Below are 16,955 nucleotides of genomic sequence, written 5' to 3'. Positions count from 1 at the left end.
ACGGAATAAAAATGCTGACTGAAGCAGACGAAACAACAGAGGGACCAGCGCATTTTGTCATTGAAGATCCAGACGGGAATCAAATTCTTGTCGATCAACATCGTTGAAAAAAGAGGAAGCAAAGGCCGAAATGCTATAACACCTTAAACTTTTATAAAATATTAGACAATATTATTCTTCATAGGAAAGGATGATTGAAATGAACACGGAACAGCAGTTTACATCAAACCCCTCACTCAAAGAGAAAGCAGTGTCTTTTCTACAGCTCGTCGCATCAGGGAAAGTTCGCGAAGCATACCAGACTTACATAAGTCCTGACTTTCGTCACCACAACCCCTATTTCCGTGGCGATGCAGAATCGCTCAAGCTCGCAATGGAAGAGAATGCAGCTTTAAACCCCAACAAAATCCTTGAGGTCAAACTTGCGATTCAAGAGAAAGATACGGTTGCAGTTCACTCTCATGTTAGGCAGAATCCAAATGATCTTGGAGGAGTTGTTGTACATATCTTTCGTTTCCATGATAACCAAATCGTTGAATTGTGGGATATAGGACAACCCATACCAGAGGATTCCCCTAATGAGAACGGGATGTTCTAACTTAGCGAAATGGATGTGCTGCTAAAACACTTTTATCCTTTTTGTTGCCATATAAGTCTAACAAATTAGGAGATTACGTGGATTATTTTTTCATGAAAATATGTAACCCTTTTAGCAAATGCTTATGTAAAAGGTACATTAATCCGTTTCTGGATTAATGCACCTTTTTGTTCGGCGTTTGGACTAACCCTTTCCAATAAACATTGGATATTCCTTTTATCAAAATTCAACACAACGACGGTTTATTCCATGTTTTTAAATTCATTTCTTTTGATAGAATACGGATATCATCTTTTGTAAGGCCCGCTTCCTGCAGAGGGCTGCGGACTCCTTTTTCTTTAAGGGCTTTCATCCCCGGCCGGTAATCGCCCACATCGCTAGCTTTCGTACCGTCGGCAATATAACTGTGGCCTTTTTCAAGAGCTAACTTTGTTAAACGTTCATACAAACCAACTCTACAAAAATAGCAGCGATTCACAGGGTTTGAAACAAAGTTCTCATTTTCAAATTCCTTTATGGTTATGGTCATATACGGTACATCTATTTCCATTGCAAGCCGGACGGCCTCATCGAACTCCCGCTGCGGAAAAGTCTCAGACGCTGCAATTACTGCCAAAACGTTATCACCTAATTCCTCTTTTGCCCGAGCAAGTACAAAAGCGCTATCTACCCCTCCTGAAAAGGCAACCCTTCCCATGTCTCTCAACAATTGTCCAAGCACCTGATCTTTTTGCTTAATGGCCGTTCCATTTTTCTCACGTCCATCTTGGACTATTTCATTTTCGTACTTACCGAATAACCATGCTGTTTAACTGTTGTAGATTTTGGGCAAATGGCTGTGCAATCACACCCTTTTCGGTGATGATTCCCGACAGATAACCGTTTGGCGTAATATCAAACGACGGATAGATCGCTTCCACTCCCTTAGGAGCAATGCGCTGTCCATTTAGGGTTGTCACTTCCGCTGCGACGCGGAATTCCACTTCAATTTCGGCGCCGCTCTGAATAGAAAAGTCGATCGTATGACTAGAGGTGGCAGTATAAAAGGGAATATTATGTTTTTTGGCTGCAAGGGCGTGCATATATGTTCCGATTTTATTGGCCAAATCTCCGTTTGCCGCAACCCTGTCCGAACCGACGACCACCTTTTGCACCATTCCTTGGTTCATACAGTAACCAGACATATTATCAGTGATTAACGTGACAGGGATTCCGAACTTTTGAAGTTCATACGCGGTGATCCTCGCTCCTTGCAAGTATGGTCTTGTTTCACAAGCTATTACTTTAATATTTTTTCCTTGTTCATAAGCCTTGCGAATCACTGACAGCGCCCTTCCACCATAACCGGATCCAGCCAATGCCCCGGAATGGCAATGGGTGAGCACAGTATCGCCATCATTTATTAGATTGGCCCCATGGCTTCCAAGTAAATGCTCGAATTGCAGCTGTCGTTCTAAAATCTCGATTACCTTCGATTCGATTGTGTCAATCGGCGTCTTTTCGAAACCATTTACACAATCCATAATTTCGTCAATGGTTTTCATCAAATTAACCGCAGTCGGCCGAGTGCTTTTGAGCAAAATCGCTGCCCGATGCATCTCTTCCCGCGTTCCACCAGAATGAAGGGCGGCCAGATACATGCCCCATGCTCCTGCTATCCCGATTGCCCCCGACCCTCTAATGGTCATTTTCCTTATTGCTTCGGCCAGATCCTCCACTTTCTGGATCGTGAGAATTTCCTCTTTATGCGGCAACTCTATCTGATTAATCAATTTTAGATCTCCCTTTTCAAACCAAATGGGAAGTAAAAGCTGCTGGTCTTTTAGATTCCTGACGAATTGCTCAAGCTTGCTCATTTCATTACCTCCTTTTTACTAAGCTCGGATAGTGATGCTTGAATTTGCAATTTGATAAAAGCCTGCTTGGCTGTATCCTCTACAAGGGTGGCAATGTTATAGGCAGCTTCAAGGGAAGGACCAACAGCACATATTCCATGATCTTTCATTAATGCCGCTTTAATATCGGGGTACTTTTCAAAAACTTCGGTAACATAATAAGCTAACTCTTCTGAACCGGAGGGCGCCGCTTCCGCAACGGGTACATGGCTAAGAATCTTTTGAGCCGTTACAGTGGGCAGCGGGAGCTCAAGTCCTAAGCAAGCAAATCCGATTGCATAGTTTGGATGACAATGAACCACCGCATGGACATCAGGCCGTGTCCGGTAAATCCCTAAATGGAATCGGTACTCTTTCGAAGGCGTCCCATATCCCTCTAAAACCTCTCCATCCATCGATAAAAGGAGAGCGTCCTCCTTTGTGACTTCACCAAGGCTGATTCCTGATCTTTTTATAAGAATGGCATCACGTTCTGAAACTCGTACACTGATATTTCCGCCTGTCGCTTGTGTCAGTCCCCGGCTGTATACTTTATGAGAAATATGGACCAATTCTTTTTTCAAAAGTTCTTCTTTCACACACAATTCCCCCTATGATCGATCAATGATATTCTAAAAGGATTTTTTCAAAGTGCGGTCTAAGTTGTTCAGCTCGTTTTAATGGTTCCTGCCATTTTCCCAGCAAACCTTCTTGTCTTCTTTTCACCTCATGAAGGATTTTTTCTTCATCGATATTCACTGTTTTCCCATTCCTCACTGTCCACTCTCCATTGATGAGGACGGAATCGACAGACGAGCCATTTTCCTGGTGAACCAGTTGGGATATTGGGTCGTTCAATGGGGTCCAAAATGAATTTTTCGTTCCCAATAACACCAAATCTGCTTTTTGGCCTGATTCAATCCTGCCCAGTTCTCCTTCCATCCCCAATACCTTCCCGCCTGATGTACTCGCCATGTTAAATATCGCTGCATCCGTCAGCCAATTGGAATAATCACTTTCCCGCGGACGATGAATCATCGCAGCCAGACGCATGGCTTCAAATAAATTGTGAATGGTTCCACAATTAGAGCCGTCTGTTCCAATTGCCACATTTGCCCCCTTTTTCAAAATGGCTGGAATGGGTGCAATACCGCTTCCAAGCAGCAAATTGCTCGCTGGGTTATGAATAATGGAAACGTTTCGATTTGCTAATAGCTGGATTTCTTCACCATCCAGCCAGAGGGCATGTGCTGCCGATACTTTTTCATTCCAAAAACCTAAACGGTCGAGGTAACGGACAATGCCGCCTTGATACAGCTTCCGGCTTTGCTGAAATTGTGCTTTTGTTTCTAGCAGATGTGTATGAATCCGCAAATTTTCTTTTTCACTGAGTTCTTTGCATAGTTGTAGGGTATTTTCTGAACAACGCTGTGGAGCGTTAGGGCCTAGTTGGACAGTGATTCTTCCGTCTTTTTGATGCCATGTTGATATGAGTGTTTTATAAAAGGATTTCAATTCTTCGATTGAAGCGCGAGGTTTTTGCGAATTTTGTCTTTGAATAGATGGCGGAAAAGAGATTTGAAAAAATTGTTCGTCAGGCACATCCTGCAGCATCGGGGCAAAGGCCACCCGCATGCCGGCTTCGTCATAGGCTTTTAGCGCCGCCTCGGATGCCGCAATATGCGGAAAGTGGTCTAAGCAGCTTGTCACACCTGATTTCATCATCTCGATACAGCCAAGCAGCACAGCGTAATAAATATCGTCGTCATCAAGCGCGTGACCGTATGCGATGGTATAAAGCGCCCAGATTTCAAGCGGCAGATTGTTGGTTGTACCCTTTAACAAATTGGTATAGGAATGGTAATGAGCGTTTACCATTCCTGGAATTAACACCATGTTCTCAGCGTCGATGATTTCATCTGCGTATGCTTCAAGTTCTGTTGCCAGATTCTCTTGATGATAGATCACATGAGAGATGTTCTGCCCTTCTACCAACACTGTCCCCTTCTTATTCCCAACAGAAGGCACGTTCGAAACAATAAGGGGGTTTTTGATGAGCGTTTTTTTTGATGTCATGTCCTTGCCAATACAGCCCGTTCATATGCCTCCTGGCACGAGCAACTCTCCCTTTTTTCTGCTAGCTTAATCGCTTCGAGCATAAGCATTCTCACCGTTTCCCGTTTGCGTTCCCCTACTTCTCTATGTGCTTTCAAGGAAGGTTTGTGATCGGTTACGCCAGGAGCCATGTTGGTCGCAAGCGTGACCACGGAATAGCACATCCCGAGTTCTCGTGCAAGCGCCGCTTCCGTTGCGTTTGTCATCCCGACAACGTCCATGCCCCATTTTGAAAACAGCTGGACTTCCGCTTTCGTTTCATAACGCGGACCTTCCACACAGACCAATGTGGTTTTCTCTCTGAGCGGTTCATTGATTTCTTTTGCTGCCTGAACAAATACTTCTTGTAATTCCGGACAAAATGGTTCTGTAATGTCAACAGAATACTTTCCATATGTTTTTACACGGGTTGTCAAATCCACAAATTGATCGAGCAAGGAAAGGCTGCCGACTTCAATTTCAGGGTTGATCGCCCCTACCGCCGATACAGACAAGATTCTTGTAACCTCTAACTCTTTTAATGCCAGCATATTGGCACGATAGTTTACAAACGGCGCAAGTGTGTCATGATGCTTTCCATGCCTTGGAAGAAAATAAACTTCCTTTCCTTCCGTAACAGCATGAAAGATCGTGACATCGCCATACTCTGTATGTACCGTTTTTTCCACCATGTTTTCAAACAGCTGATAGAATCCCGTTCCGCCAATGATTCCTAATTTCATATTTTCCACCTCAAATAATCAGATATTTTTTAGAAGCATATAGTCGTGATAAGACTTGGCACACTGACAGCTCTTCTGTTCTGGAAGTATCGCAAGCGTTTTTACAATGAGCGTTTTGACTTGCTCTTTGTTGACGGCTGCGACCCTTTTATGCGTTGCCAAATCCGGAGGAATAGGGGCATAACCCGTGGCGAGATCGGTTGAGAGCGTGACCGCCGAATAACAGATTCCCAGCTCTCTTGCCAAGGCGGCTTCCGTTGAATTGGTCATGCCTACTACATCCATTCCCCATGAAGAGAAAAGTTGCAGTTCACTGCGGGATTCATAGATTGGTCCATCCACACAGATGAGAGTCGTATTTTCATATAAGGTCTGACAATTCTCCGTAGCTGCCGTTCTCACCGCCTGTTGAAGATCTGGGCAAAACGGATGGGTCATATCGGCTGAAAATTGGCCGTATGTATTGTCCCTCCTTCGCGAGAAATCGACAAATTGATCCGGCAAGGATAACCCCCCAATGGGAATGTCCGGATTAATGGAACCTACAGCCGATACGGCGATGACTTGATCAACCCCGGCTTTTTTGAGGGCTATCATATTCGCTTTATAATTCACATAGGGCGCCAGCACCCCATGCTCCGTTCCATGCCTTGGCAAAAAATAAACCTCTTTGTCCTCAAACTCCCCTTTAAGCAGGGCAACCTGCCCGTAATCCGTTTCGATGCACTGCTCGGTAAGCGCGTGAAACAGATCATACAATCCCGTGCCGCCAATCAAGCCGATTTTCAATGCGTTTCCTCCTTATCCCAATATTTTTTCCATCAATGCGGATGCGGCTGTGCCGCCCAGCCAAACACCCACAATGCCGACAATACCCGCGAATACAGGCGGTGCTGGAAGCGGGAGCCGGACGACCTTAAAGACAGCCCCCACAATGATGCCCGCAATCAGGGCTAAGAATATCTCTCTCATACCTTCTCACCTTCCAGCTCATTTGAAAAAGGAACGTCTATCTTATTGGCTTCAGGTGCAGGTCGTAAAAAGTCAAAGTCACAGCCTTCATCCGCCTGCAGCACATGCTGACGGAATAACCAGCCATAGCCTCGCTTGTAGTCAGAAAACTGAGGCGGATTCCACTCGTTTCTTCTGCGTTCGAGCTCCTCTTCTGAAATCAGCAGCTCCAGCGAGCGGTTTTCAACGTCCAGCTCAATCCAATCGCCGTCTTTAACCAAGCCGATGGCCCCGCCGACTGCTGCTTCCGGAGAAGCATGAAGAACGACTGTCCCAAAGGCGGTGCCGCTCATGCGGCAATCCGATAGGCGTACCATGTCTCGAACCCCTTGCTTCAGAAGCTTATTGGGAATGGGAATCATCCCGGCCTCCGGCATACCCGGCGCACCGACAGGACCCGCATTTTGCAAAACAAGCACACTGTCCCGATCGACCTCAAGATTCGGATCGTTCACCCGCTTTTCCATATCCGCAATGGAAGTGAACACAACCGCTTTCCCGCGGTGTTTCAGCAAGGTTTTGTCAATCGCTGCTTTCGGTTTCATAATCGCGCCATTCGGAGCCAGGTTGCCCCGCAGTACCGCGATACCTCCTTCTGGATGAAGCGGCTCTTGGAAAGGCCTAATAATATCTCGATACACTTCATCTACTTGAACATGGCTCAAATTTTCGCCGAGCGATTTGCCCGTAACGGTCAGCTCCCCACGGTGAAGAAGCGGAGACAGTTCTTTTAAAACAGCGGGGATGCCGCCTGCATGATATAAGTCTTCCATTTGATAACGGCCTGCCGGTCTTAAATTGGCAATAAACGGGGTGGTTCGGCTTAGTCTCTCAAAGTCTCCTAACGTAAGATGGATGCCCAGCCTTCTGGCGATGGCAATCAGATGGATGACGGCATTCGTCGATCCCCCTACAGCCATCAAGGTTCGAACCGCATTTTCAAAAGCTCCCTTTGTCATGATGTCAGCGGGACGAATATTGTTTTCCACCATTTGCACAATCGCTTTTCCCGTTTCCCTTGCCAGACGCATCCGTTCATTTACGGTTGCCGGTGCTGCGCAGGCACCAGGGAGCATCATGCCCATCGCCTCTGCACAAGCGGCAATCGTGCTGGCAGAGCCCATAACCATACAATGTCCCGCCGTCGGCGCCAATTGGGCATTAATGTTCTTAATTTCTTCCTCACTCACGGTTCCGGCCTGATACTCCTGCCAGTAAAAGCGGCAATCGGAACACGCTCCAAGCGTTTCTCCTTTATATTTGCCGTTATTCATCGGCCCGCCCGTGAAAGCAATGGCCGGCTTGTTCGCACTTGCTGCTCCCATCAGCTGAGCAGGCAGCACCTTGTCGCAGCCGCCAATTAACACCACTCCGTCAATTGGCTGAGCCGTAATCATTTCCTCCGTATCCATCGCCGCCAAATTACGGTAAAGCATGGTCGTAGGGCTTGTAAACATCTCGCCGAGGGAAATGGTCGGAAACTCAAGCGGAGTACCTCCCGCCATTAGGACACCCTGTTTAATCGCCTCCACCAATGGTTGTATGTGGCTGTGACAGCGGTTCACTTCGCTATACGTATTGCATATACCGATAACCGGCTTTTCAAAATCAGCCTCATCGTGGCCAAGATGGCGCTGAAAGGCCATGCGGAGAAATTGACTGAAGCCAGCATCACCATAGGATGTATGTGTTTTTTTCATATACTTTCTCCTCTCAATGAACCGGTATGGAGAGATTTAGTGTTCCATCCTCCGTAAACGGTATCTCAAATGGAGTTGACTGAATGTCAACCATCCCTTTGAGCTCGCCCACAAGATTTTCCGTTATAGACAAATGTTCAAGCTCCAGTGTATTTTCAATCACTGCTAATCTCAAAGACATAGGGTTGTCGATTCCAAGACTATGGACTGCCGCTCCAATGGCTTCCTCATCGTTAGGCAGTACAAGAGGGATCATCCCTCTTTGTACGTAAGTGCTAGTCAAACAATTCAAGTATGTTTTTTGCTTATCCACTTTTTGATACAGTCTTTCGGTTGTTAAATCGGCAAGACCAATACCCGTCGCATTTCCGTGTGAGACATTATCGAGATCAAGGACCACAATTCTTTTATAGGCGGGTTTCTCGGGCTCTGGTACACCGAATATTTTGTTACGTCCGATTACGTTCGTATCCATACCCGTTCCGCTGTAGTTTTTCCCCATTGTTTTAATAATGAGGAGATCCAGTTTCTCAATAGGAATTCTTGGAAAATAGGACTTTGCTAGTTCTAAAAGCTTTTGCTCTTGCACAATGATTTCATCAGGCCGGATGACTTCCAAGTTGGCCGTTTCATCATAGCTGTTTTCAACAATCCCAATGCCTGCAAGTACTTTTCCGGTTTGAAGAATGGCTCCTCCCACTTCACGGATGGTTTCAGACATGTTGGCAGGACCTTGGCGATGCAGCTGGTTAGCGCCCTTCGCCTTACCCAAACCAACGGTAATCATTTTTAACAGGCCGCTTTCATTCGGTCCTCGGAACGACGTATGCAGTTTAATGCGATTCATGACGATAATCCCGTCTGCTTCCCAGGCATATCGATCGCAAAACATCGTAAAGCCGTTTTTCGTTTTGCCGACATCAAGCACTTCATCGGAAGTAACGATGTGGCAGCCGACCGTTTCCTCGGTAAAACCGAGACTAGTTAACACATCAAGCTGCCCCTCCGCTGTTCCGCCTCCGTGGCTTCCCATAGCTCCGATAATAAAAGGGGAACATCCTACTTCTTTTAGGTAATCTACGACCGTCTTTACAATTAATACCCGGTTGCTGATCCCTCTGCTTCCCACCGTTATCGCGATTGAATTCCCTTTAGGAATGGAAGGCAGATTTCGCTTGAGCTCCTCCTTTACATGAAGTTCAAGGTCCAGTATTTTGTTTTGCGGAAATCGCTGCTTTACCTGCACAAGTTTCGGCAGATTCATCGTATCCACCTCTTATAATTCTTTTATGGCAACGGAAACGTATTTCATCTCGATGAATTCTTGGATGCCCTCATGGCCTCCTTCTCGTCCGAGACCAGACTCTTTCATACCGCCGAACGGAGCTTCTGCCGTACCAGGGAACACATCATTAATGCCGATAATGCCATACTCCAACTTTTCCATCACGTTAATGGCCTTAGACAGATCATTGGTAAACAGGAATGCCGCCAGCCCATAATCTGTATTATTGGCTGCCTTGATCGCCTCATCAATACTTGCAAACGGCACAATCGGTACAACAGGTCCAAATGTTTCCTCGCTCATGATTTTCATCTCATTTGACACATTTGTCAGAATAGTAGGTTCATAGTAATAGCCTCCCGGGCCATTCCATTCCTTTCCGCCCGCTGTTACAACAGCGCCTTTAGTAACAGCATCCTCTACCTGTCCTTTTACTTTCTCCAATCCGCCTTTATCAATAAGCGGCCCAATCGTTACGCCTTCATCCAATCCATTGCCCAATTGTAACTGTCTTACTTTTTCTTGCAGTTTTTGTGTAAATTCTTCCTTCACATTCTCGTGGACGAAAATCCGGTTTGTACAAATACACGTCTGGCCGCAATTTCGATATTTACTTGCGACAGCCTGTTCCGCGGCAAGATCGAGATCCGCATCATCCAATACGAGCAGCGGGGCATGGCCGCCTAATTCCAACGACAATTTTTTAACGTTTTGCGCGCTTCCTTTCATTAACAGCTTTCCGACTTCCGTCGATCCCGTAAAAGTAATCGAGCGGACATCAGAGCTTTCCATCAACACGTTGCCGATTTCGACTGGATCTCCCGTCACAAGGTTAAGAACTCCTTTTGGCACCCCGACTTCTTCAAATATTCGTACTATTTCAATCGCACTAAGCGGTGTCTGTTCCGCTGGTTTCAGTACAACCGTGCATCCCGCGGCAATCGCTGGCGCCACCTTTCGTGTAACCATCGCAGAAGGAAAGTTCCATGGGGTAATGGCCGCCACCACACCAATCGGTTTTGGCACCACCCATAAACGCTTGCCTTTTTTGGATGCCGGAATCATCTCGCCGTATACACGATTCGCCTCCTCGGCATACCACAGCAGGAAACTGGCAGCAAATTCTATTTCACCGCGGGCTTCTTGAAGCGGCTTTCCTTGCTCCATTGTCAATAATCTTGCCAGCTCTTCTTTGCGTTCCATCATTTTGTGATAGGCTTTGTACAAATAACCGGAACGTTCTCTTGCCGTCAGGTTCGCCCATGGCTCAAAAGCAGCCTTTGCTGCTTGGACGGCGAGCTCCGTTTCTTCCCCCGAACCATTGGGAACTTCTGCAATTTTTTCACGAGTAGCCGGATTGAATACATCTATTACATCCCCTTTGGCAGCACTTATCCATTCCCCGTTAATGTACATGCCATGCTTGGTGCCAACTAACATCAAAATCACTCCTCTGATTATTTAGCCGTAATTTTTCCTGCTTTCGTAAGAGACGGGAACCAATATTTTTTCCCCTGAGCCTTCTTCACTTCGTCCCATTCCGCCAGAATCTGCGCAGCTAAATTCGCTACACGTACGCTTTTTTCAATCCCGCCGTAAGTAAACTCATCCGTAATTCTGTTGGCAACCACTGTACATACAGAACCCGTTCGAAGTCCATAAAGGCCGCCCAAGGTAAAGATCGTCGCAGCTTCCATTTCAAAATTCATTACGTTTGCTTTCCGTAAATCCTCTACTTTATTAGCAAAGAAGGTTTGATCATATCCTCTAAACCCTTTCCGGCCTTGTCCGCAGTACCAAGAAGCAGATGAACAGGAAACCCCGACGTGGTAGGTGTAGTTCAGCTGTTCAGCTGCCTCTACAAGCGCCGCCGTCACTTCGTAATGGGCACTTGCCGGATAACGCTCATCCACATAAAACGGGCTAGTTCCGTCATGGCGCACTGCACCTGAAGAAATGATTAGTTCCCCCGGCTGGATATAGTCTTGAATCGCGGCAGTAGTGCCGACCCGGATGAACGTTTCACCGCCGAGCTCTGCGAGTTCTTCAAAGGCGCTGGCTGTAGAACCTCCGCCTGCACCGGTCGAACAAGCGGAAATCTCTACTCCGCCGATTTTTCCAGAAAATGTCCGATGCTCACGATAATTCGCCACTTTTCTGCTCTCATCCCACTCTTCGCCAATCAAATCGACACGTTCCGGATCGCCTGGGAGCAGCACAAATTTGGCAATATCGCCTTCCTTGCAGCGAATATGATATTGTAGTCCTTCATCCATTACCGGTTTTGATGCATTCGATTTCCATTCTGTCATTGTACAATCACTCCATTCGAATTTTTCACTTTAATTCCATCTTCTTTTGAAAAATAAACTTCAGGCACGCACCTTGATATATTTTCTTCGGTGCTAAGCCGAATATCTTCTCTGCAATTAATTCTTCTCATCGTTTCTCCGCTTCCGGAATCTTCGAAAGCCATATTCGTGTCCGGATAAACCGAAAGTAAATGACGGCTGATTTTTGCTGAGTCTTTCAGCGATGGCACCAAATTTTGCGCCCTTGCTGCTTCCTCTCCATACTGCAGCAGAACACCTGCGCAATAGACGTCATCGAGTGCGGCAATTTGTCCATTTTCCCTTCCCGCACAAACAATGGTGACACTACCCTTCAGCTCTTTTGCTTTGCTGACTGCTTTTTCCATAACCGCTTTTGCGTTATGCAGGGAACCGATCAATATCTCTTTTATCCCGTATTTCCAAAGTGTTAACCCAGCAAGCGTGCCGTTTGTCGTCCGCATCACCACTCGCTTCCCCTCCATCCCCATGGAGCGAATGGAGCTCAAAGACGGGCTGAACTGTGCAGACGGAGAAATCTTTCCGTCGTGTTCCTCCGCACATACAAGCGTCCCATCATGAAGGTAATCGTGCCGTTCGGCAAGCGTTTTGATTTCATCCTCTGTTAAGATGATTTCGGCACAGCCTTTTTCAAACATGGTGACAATCGCTGAAGTAGCCCGCAATACATCTACCAGCACACATACCTGCGTCTGCCCCGCATTAATTTCCTTTGGCATAAAAGCGACTTCAAACTTCATTTCATTCATTCAATTCCCCCCTCCCTTTTCCTTACATCCATTTCGACGCTACTAAATAAACGGTTAACACCACCCAGATTAGGACAAAGGCAACCCCTTTTTTACTTATCTTAATCGTCCTGATATAGGTTCTGTCGGAATAGGCGCCATACCCTTTTGCTTCCATTGTATTGGCTGTAACCCTAACCCTTCTTAAAGCCCCCATTAAAAGTGGCAGACTGAAACGCTTCAAGTTTTCCGCTTTATTTTTCAGCCCTTTTTGTTTCCCGACACCGCGAATGGTTTGAGCGGCTTCGATGATACGAGCTTCACTTTCAAGTGTCGGGACAAATCGAAGCGCGACAAAGATAGAATAGGCATATCTGTACGGAATTTTCAGCTGTTTTGTCAATGAAATGACAATATCCCTTGGATCGCTTGTTGCTACGAATACGAGAGATGATGTGAAAATAGTCAATATTCTGAAAGTAATAGCTGTTGCGAAGTTAACAGACTCCTTGTAGATATGGAGCGGCCCAACCGTAAAAAGTTGTGAATGTCCTGGAACAAATAAAACTTGAAGGATAAAAAATCCAATGCTGAACAGCAGCATAATCCAAATACCGCGGAACACAAATTTCGGACTGAGCCGAGCCAAAAGGAAAGCCGTCATCAAGGTAACCACAAACAATCCAATCTGTGGAAAGGCTGTTTCATAGATGAAAACGAGCACTGAAATACACATCATCCAAACAATTTTTGTGAGCGGATCAACGTCATGCATGAATGACTTTTTTTCCTGATATTGAAAGGCCATGCTCATAGGGCTTGTTTTACCCCCTCTCTGTTCTGCATAAATTGTTCAATGGTAATGACGCCATGCTCCAGCTTCCTGCCAGCCAAGCGTTTCGCCAGCTGTGAAATCGGCGGTTCGATCAGTGACGCTTTCTTTAAGATGTCTTCCTGTAAAAACAGGTCGCCAATATCACCGTTATAAATTTTTTCCCCATTATGCATAACCAGGGCGGTGTTCGCCCATTTGCACACAAGGCGAATATCGTGGGTAATCATAATGACTGTTTTTCCTTGTTCCTGCAGGCGGTGGCACAATTCAAGCAGCTTTGTGGCACTGGCGTAGTCTTGTCCGGTTGTCGGCTCATCGAGAATGACAATGTCTTGACCGAGAATTAACGAGGCAATCACGCTTAACCTGCGCTTCTCCCCGCCGCTCAGCACAAATGGATGCTTATCTTTCGCTTCAAGCAATTTAATGCTTTCAAGCGATTCGATCCCCTGCTGGATAATTTCCTGCGGCAGGTCCTCATCTTTTCCGATGCCTTGCTGGACTCTAAGGCTGTAAATGGCTTCTTCAAACACATTATCCGCCACAAATTGGTGCTCAGGATTTTGAAACACATAGCCGATATGCTCTGTCATATCAAGCAGCTTTTTATAGTGAATGTCTTCACCATTTACGAAAATTGTTTTTTTAGGAGGTTTAATAATGCCCATTAAATGCTTGACCAATGTCGTTTTTCCGGAGCCGTTCGTGCCAAGGATAGCGACAAAGTCTCCTTTTTTGATAGAGAAACTGACATTTTTCAAGGCATAGGTGCCATTCGGATAGCGATAATTTAACTTATCAACAGTAATGCAATCAGCTGAGCTGGGTTGTGAGCGGAAAGGATGGCTTGACGGCAAAAAGGCATCACTCCACTTTCCTTGCAATTCTTTCGTTGCCTCATCTACGGTGATAGGAAACTTTTCAAAAGAAAAGCCTTTTTGTTGAAGTTTGACCGCTAATTCTGAGATTTCAGGGACCCATAATCCCATCTTGATTAGAAGGTCAATCGAATGTTCAAGAATTTCTCGAGGAGTGCCTTGTGAGATAATCTGCCCGTCATCAACAACAATGACACGGTCAGCTAAATGCATCAGATCGTCAATTTTATTTTCGACCACTATAATGGTATGGCCGTATTCCTTGTGAAGCAGCTGTAATAAATCAAAAATATCCTTTGTTGCTTGAGGGTCCAGATTGGCAGTTGCATTATCCAGCACCAGAATCTTTGGCTTCATGGAGAGAACGGAAGCAATTCCTACTTTTTGTTTCTGCCCTCCTGACAGCTCAAACACCTTTCTTGTTTCAAATCCCTGCATCCCCACTTTTTCTAGTGCATCTTTGATGCGATGACGGATTTCTTGTGGTTCGACCTTTAAATTTTCCGGTGCAAAGGCGACCTCGTCTTCGACATAAATATTGCATAGCTGCGCGTCCGGGTCCTGGAACACCAATCCCATGCTGGTGGATAAATCCTTCAGTTCAAGATGCAGCACCTCTTTGCCGTCAACGATGATCTCTCCCTCTATTTTCCCATCCAGCACATTGGGGATAATCCCATTAAAGGTTTGACAGATGGTGCTTTTTCCTGACCCGCTTGGTCCAACAATTAACACAAACTCACCTTCATGGATTTGAAGAGAAAGATTTTTTAAAACGGGCTCCGTTTCATCTTCATAGGTGTAGGTGAGATTTTTAAGCTCGATAATTGGGGTCAATCGTATTCACCCTTCCTGCTTTGCGGTCTTTAGCAATCTTAAAGCCTTTTAAAATATCTGTCTTTTCTAGTAAATCGCCAATGGCCTTGCTCAGCCAGCCCGATAAAACAATACCGCTCACACAGCGTACTCCAAAAGCAATAATTAAAACGGTCCAACCCCATTTATAGTATCCAAACCAAAAGGATGCGATGACGAACCAGACCGGTACAGCAAACAACCCTGATAACGCAGTACTCAGCCAATCCCAACGCTTATAACGGAATAATAAGTACCCCAATTCAGCTCCTAAGCCATCCGTTATCGCAGCTGTAATCGAAATGAGGCCGTTCGGGTTTCCAGATAGTATTTGTACAACCCCTGCAAGTGTTAAAGTAAAAAATGCCGCACCCGGTTTCCGAATGATATAAGCTGCCAATACGCCAGAAATAGAGAAGAGTCCTAGAGTAATAGATGTTAATATCGGGCCGCCTAGCGCTGTTAACATTTGGTTCAACATCGCCAAATAGGTCATGGCTACCCCATTCACAATCGCCAAAATGGCCATTAAGACAATATCAACCGTAGTAAGACGTTTTGATTTTTCTTTTGCCAACTTGCATTCCTCCCTGTTTTAGTTATTCCCCTCTTTAAAAACCACCCTTTACCTTTTTCAGTTTCTTCCTCACCTCCTTTAATGACTCTAACCTCTTTTTCGAACCACATTAAATTCGAATTTGTCGCTCAAATAATAGCTGTCCGAATAAAGAACGGGTACACCTGCAGTAGAATAGTGAACTTGTTTTAGTAATAGTAGAGCGCTTTTTTCATTCAAATCGAGTTTCTTTTCTACTTTTTCGTCGCTGATGACGGCTTTTAGCGTACAAATCGAAAAAGAAACCTTGTGATCGAATTTCTCTAAAAACTCCAGTAAGGATTCATGATACGTCTCTTTGTATTCAAGCTCCATTCCTGATTGATAGGGAATATAGTCTTCTACATATACGACCGATTCCCCATCAGCGGTCCTAACACGTTCGATATAAAACACATTTTTATTTTCTTTAAGCAAGAGTTGGTCCCTCACATCTTCTGGAACCACAATCACATTAGACACCACATTTTTTGTTCCAGGGAGGTATCCATGAGCCATAATAATATTGGTAGAGCTTTCCAAAGTGGTGATTGTCGTTTTTAAGCCCTTTTTGGAACCGATTACAAAATTCCCTACGCCATGACGGCTTAATAAAATCCCTTCCTGTTCAAGCGTCCTAATCGCTTCCCTAACCGTATTTCTGCTCACCCCAAGCTGTTCCGACAACTTTTGTTCTGATGGAATTTTTTGCATTGGTTCAAATTCGTTTTTGACCAGTTCGTAAATCATATCTCTCACCTGCATATATAAACTCCGATGCTCCAACTTCATCTGTTTATTCCCTCAATTCTTTCTTGTATTTGGTTATCCTCCTACGTTGGTCGTCCGATGACTTAATTTGATTTTATCCTAGTCATATCTCAAATGGCAATAAATATTTTTATTTTTTTGAAAATTTTTATTTTTTTAACAAGTTCTATTTTGTAGCGGACAACATGGAAAATTTAACCTCTTGTATTTATCAAAACTATTAGGTTTTATTTTTGTATTTAAGCTACTAGATTTCCCGCAAGTGAACATCATTATTCAGTTTGGATGCGCCTCCTTCATTAAGAAAACATGACTATGTAATACTGACATACAAATTATAAAAAGCTGTTCATCTTGCCATGCCATGCTTTCTAGTGACAAAGCATCAAGTCGAATACTTGTCCCTGTCTTAGAAGATAAAATATCAAGGACCGCTAACAATCACAAACGAATTAGGGCAAAATTAAAAGGCATGAGTCCGGTCTAATACCGTACTCGTGCCCAGGAAGCACTTAAAAATTCGTGTTTAACTTTTGGGGTTCAGATTATCATTCCTACTTTTTTCTATTTTTAATCAGAGTACCAGAATTGCCATGGGGAGGGCCATGGGGACGGTTCTAGTGGACTATAATAAAAT

The 16,955-nt window shown here is 45.0% G+C and carries 17 protein-coding genes and 1 pseudogene; 2 read left to right on the top strand and 16 right to left on the bottom strand.

Annotated elements, in window-relative coordinates; genetic code table 11:
* A pseudogene (locus tag V7137_RS10380) lies at positions 1–107 on the top strand (VOC family protein); the annotation flags it as partial.
* A 92-nt stretch (positions 108–199) separates the two neighbouring features.
* Complete coding sequence (locus V7137_RS10375; protein ID WP_335698015.1) at positions 200–598, top strand: nuclear transport factor 2 family protein; 399 nt, start codon at positions 200–202, stop codon at positions 596–598.
* A 226-nt stretch (positions 599–824) separates the two neighbouring features.
* On the opposite strand, the gene V7137_RS10370 is transcribed toward V7137_RS10375, so the two are convergent.
* From V7137_RS10370 to V7137_RS10295, 16 genes are all read right to left on the bottom strand, one after another.
* Positions 825–1,307 (bottom strand): ATP-dependent sacrificial sulfur transferase LarE, encoded by a 483-nt coding sequence (locus V7137_RS10370; RefSeq protein ID WP_335698014.1) that lies wholly within the window; start codon positions 1,305–1,307, stop codon positions 825–827.
* A 79-nt stretch (positions 1,308–1,386) separates the two neighbouring features.
* Positions 1,387–2,454, bottom strand: a complete 1,068-nt coding sequence (mtnA, locus tag V7137_RS10365; protein ID WP_335698013.1) for an S-methyl-5-thioribose-1-phosphate isomerase — start codon at positions 2,452–2,454, stop codon at positions 1,387–1,389.
* The gene (locus V7137_RS10360; protein ID WP_335698012.1) at positions 2,451–3,071 is read right to left on the bottom strand and encodes a class II aldolase/adducin family protein; all 621 of its coding nucleotides are present in this window, start codon (positions 3,069–3,071) and stop codon (positions 2,451–2,453) included. Before V7137_RS10360 ends, mtnA begins: the two co-directional genes overlap by 4 nt.
* A gap of 22 nt (positions 3,072–3,093) precedes the next feature.
* On the bottom strand, positions 3,094–4,467 hold the full coding sequence (locus V7137_RS10355) for an amidohydrolase family protein (protein WP_335698011.1): 1,374 nt from the start codon (positions 4,465–4,467) through the stop codon (positions 3,094–3,096).
* A gap of 77 nt (positions 4,468–4,544) precedes the next feature.
* Complete coding sequence (locus V7137_RS10350; protein WP_335698010.1) at positions 4,545–5,309, bottom strand: MTAP family purine nucleoside phosphorylase; 765 nt, start codon at positions 5,307–5,309, stop codon at positions 4,545–4,547.
* Between the two features lie 18 nt (positions 5,310–5,327).
* Positions 5,328–6,098 carry an MTAP family purine nucleoside phosphorylase gene (locus V7137_RS10345; RefSeq protein ID WP_335698009.1) on the bottom strand — a complete coding sequence of 257 codons (771 nt, stop codon included), beginning with the start codon at positions 6,096–6,098 and terminating at the stop codon, positions 5,328–5,330.
* A 12-nt stretch (positions 6,099–6,110) separates the two neighbouring features.
* The gene (locus tag V7137_RS10340; RefSeq protein ID WP_335698008.1) at positions 6,111–6,281 is read right to left on the bottom strand and encodes a XapX domain-containing protein; all 171 of its coding nucleotides are present in this window, start codon (positions 6,279–6,281) and stop codon (positions 6,111–6,113) included.
* The gene (locus V7137_RS10335) at positions 6,278–8,020 is read right to left on the bottom strand and encodes a dihydroxy-acid dehydratase (RefSeq protein WP_335698007.1); all 1,743 of its coding nucleotides are present in this window, start codon (positions 8,018–8,020) and stop codon (positions 6,278–6,280) included. Before V7137_RS10335 ends, V7137_RS10340 begins: the two co-directional genes overlap by 4 nt.
* A 13-nt stretch (positions 8,021–8,033) precedes the next feature.
* Complete coding sequence (locus V7137_RS10330) at positions 8,034–9,284, bottom strand: lactate racemase domain-containing protein (protein ID WP_335698006.1); 1,251 nt, start codon at positions 9,282–9,284, stop codon at positions 8,034–8,036.
* Positions 9,285–9,296: 12 nt separating this feature from the next.
* Complete coding sequence (locus tag V7137_RS10325) at positions 9,297–10,745, bottom strand: NAD-dependent succinate-semialdehyde dehydrogenase (protein WP_335698005.1); 1,449 nt, start codon at positions 10,743–10,745, stop codon at positions 9,297–9,299.
* Between the two features lie 17 nt (positions 10,746–10,762).
* The gene (locus V7137_RS10320; RefSeq protein WP_335698004.1) at positions 10,763–11,617 is read right to left on the bottom strand and encodes a nucleoside phosphorylase; all 855 of its coding nucleotides are present in this window, start codon (positions 11,615–11,617) and stop codon (positions 10,763–10,765) included.
* A complete protein-coding gene (locus tag V7137_RS10315; protein ID WP_335698003.1) occupies positions 11,614–12,405 on the bottom strand; it encodes a 2-phosphosulfolactate phosphatase in 792 nt (263 codons plus the stop codon). The genes V7137_RS10320 and V7137_RS10315 overlap by 4 nt, the downstream gene beginning before the upstream one ends.
* A 22-nt stretch (positions 12,406–12,427) precedes the next feature.
* Positions 12,428–13,198, bottom strand: a complete 771-nt coding sequence (locus tag V7137_RS10310) for an energy-coupling factor transporter transmembrane component T family protein (RefSeq protein WP_335698002.1) — start codon at positions 13,196–13,198, stop codon at positions 12,428–12,430.
* A complete protein-coding gene (locus V7137_RS10305; protein WP_335698001.1) occupies positions 13,195–14,934 on the bottom strand; it encodes an ABC transporter ATP-binding protein in 1,740 nt (579 codons plus the stop codon). The genes V7137_RS10310 and V7137_RS10305 overlap by 4 nt, the downstream gene beginning before the upstream one ends.
* Complete coding sequence (locus tag V7137_RS10300; protein WP_335697999.1) at positions 14,912–15,529, bottom strand: ECF transporter S component; 618 nt, start codon at positions 15,527–15,529, stop codon at positions 14,912–14,914. The genes V7137_RS10305 and V7137_RS10300 overlap by 23 nt, the downstream gene beginning before the upstream one ends.
* Before the next feature lie 87 nt (positions 15,530–15,616).
* Complete coding sequence (locus tag V7137_RS10295; RefSeq protein WP_335697998.1) at positions 15,617–16,312, bottom strand: GntR family transcriptional regulator; 696 nt, start codon at positions 16,310–16,312, stop codon at positions 15,617–15,619.
* Positions 16,313–16,955: the final 643 nt, after the last annotated feature.

This window comes from Neobacillus drentensis (genome assembly GCF_036962765.1).
GTDB classification, from domain to species: domain Bacteria; phylum Bacillota; class Bacilli; order Bacillales; family Cytobacillaceae; genus Neobacillus; species Neobacillus drentensis_C.
Note: the sequence above shows the minus strand (reverse complement) of the source record. Positions and strands in the feature narration are given on the sequence as shown.

Coding starts and splice junctions, on each gene's coding strand:
- V7137_RS10375 (WP_335698015.1), top strand. CDS start 200: ATGAACACGGAACAGCAGTTTACATCAAACCCCTCACTCAAAGAGAAA.
- mtnA (WP_335698013.1), bottom strand. CDS start 2,454: ATGAGCAAGCTTGAGCAATTCGTCAGGAATCTAAAAGACCAGCAGCTT.
- V7137_RS10350 (WP_335698010.1), bottom strand. CDS start 5,309: ATGAAATTAGGAATCATTGGCGGAACGGGATTCTATCAGCTGTTTGAA.
- V7137_RS10340 (WP_335698008.1), bottom strand. CDS start 6,281: ATGAGAGAGATATTCTTAGCCCTGATTGCGGGCATCATTGTGGGGGCT.
- V7137_RS10335 (WP_335698007.1), bottom strand. CDS start 8,020: ATGAAAAAAACACATACATCCTATGGTGATGCTGGCTTCAGTCAATTT.
- V7137_RS10330 (WP_335698006.1), bottom strand. CDS start 9,284: ATGAATCTGCCGAAACTTGTGCAGGTAAAGCAGCGATTTCCGCAAAAC.
- V7137_RS10325 (WP_335698005.1), bottom strand. CDS start 10,745: ATGTTAGTTGGCACCAAGCATGGCATGTACATTAACGGGGAATGGATA.
- V7137_RS10320 (WP_335698004.1), bottom strand. CDS start 11,617: ATGACAGAATGGAAATCGAATGCATCAAAACCGGTAATGGATGAAGGA.
- V7137_RS10315 (WP_335698003.1), bottom strand. CDS start 12,405: ATGAATGAAATGAAGTTTGAAGTCGCTTTTATGCCAAAGGAAATTAAT.
- V7137_RS10310 (WP_335698002.1), bottom strand. CDS start 13,198: ATGAGCATGGCCTTTCAATATCAGGAAAAAAAGTCATTCATGCATGAC.
- V7137_RS10295 (WP_335697998.1), bottom strand. CDS start 16,312: ATGCAGGTGAGAGATATGATTTACGAACTGGTCAAAAACGAATTTGAA.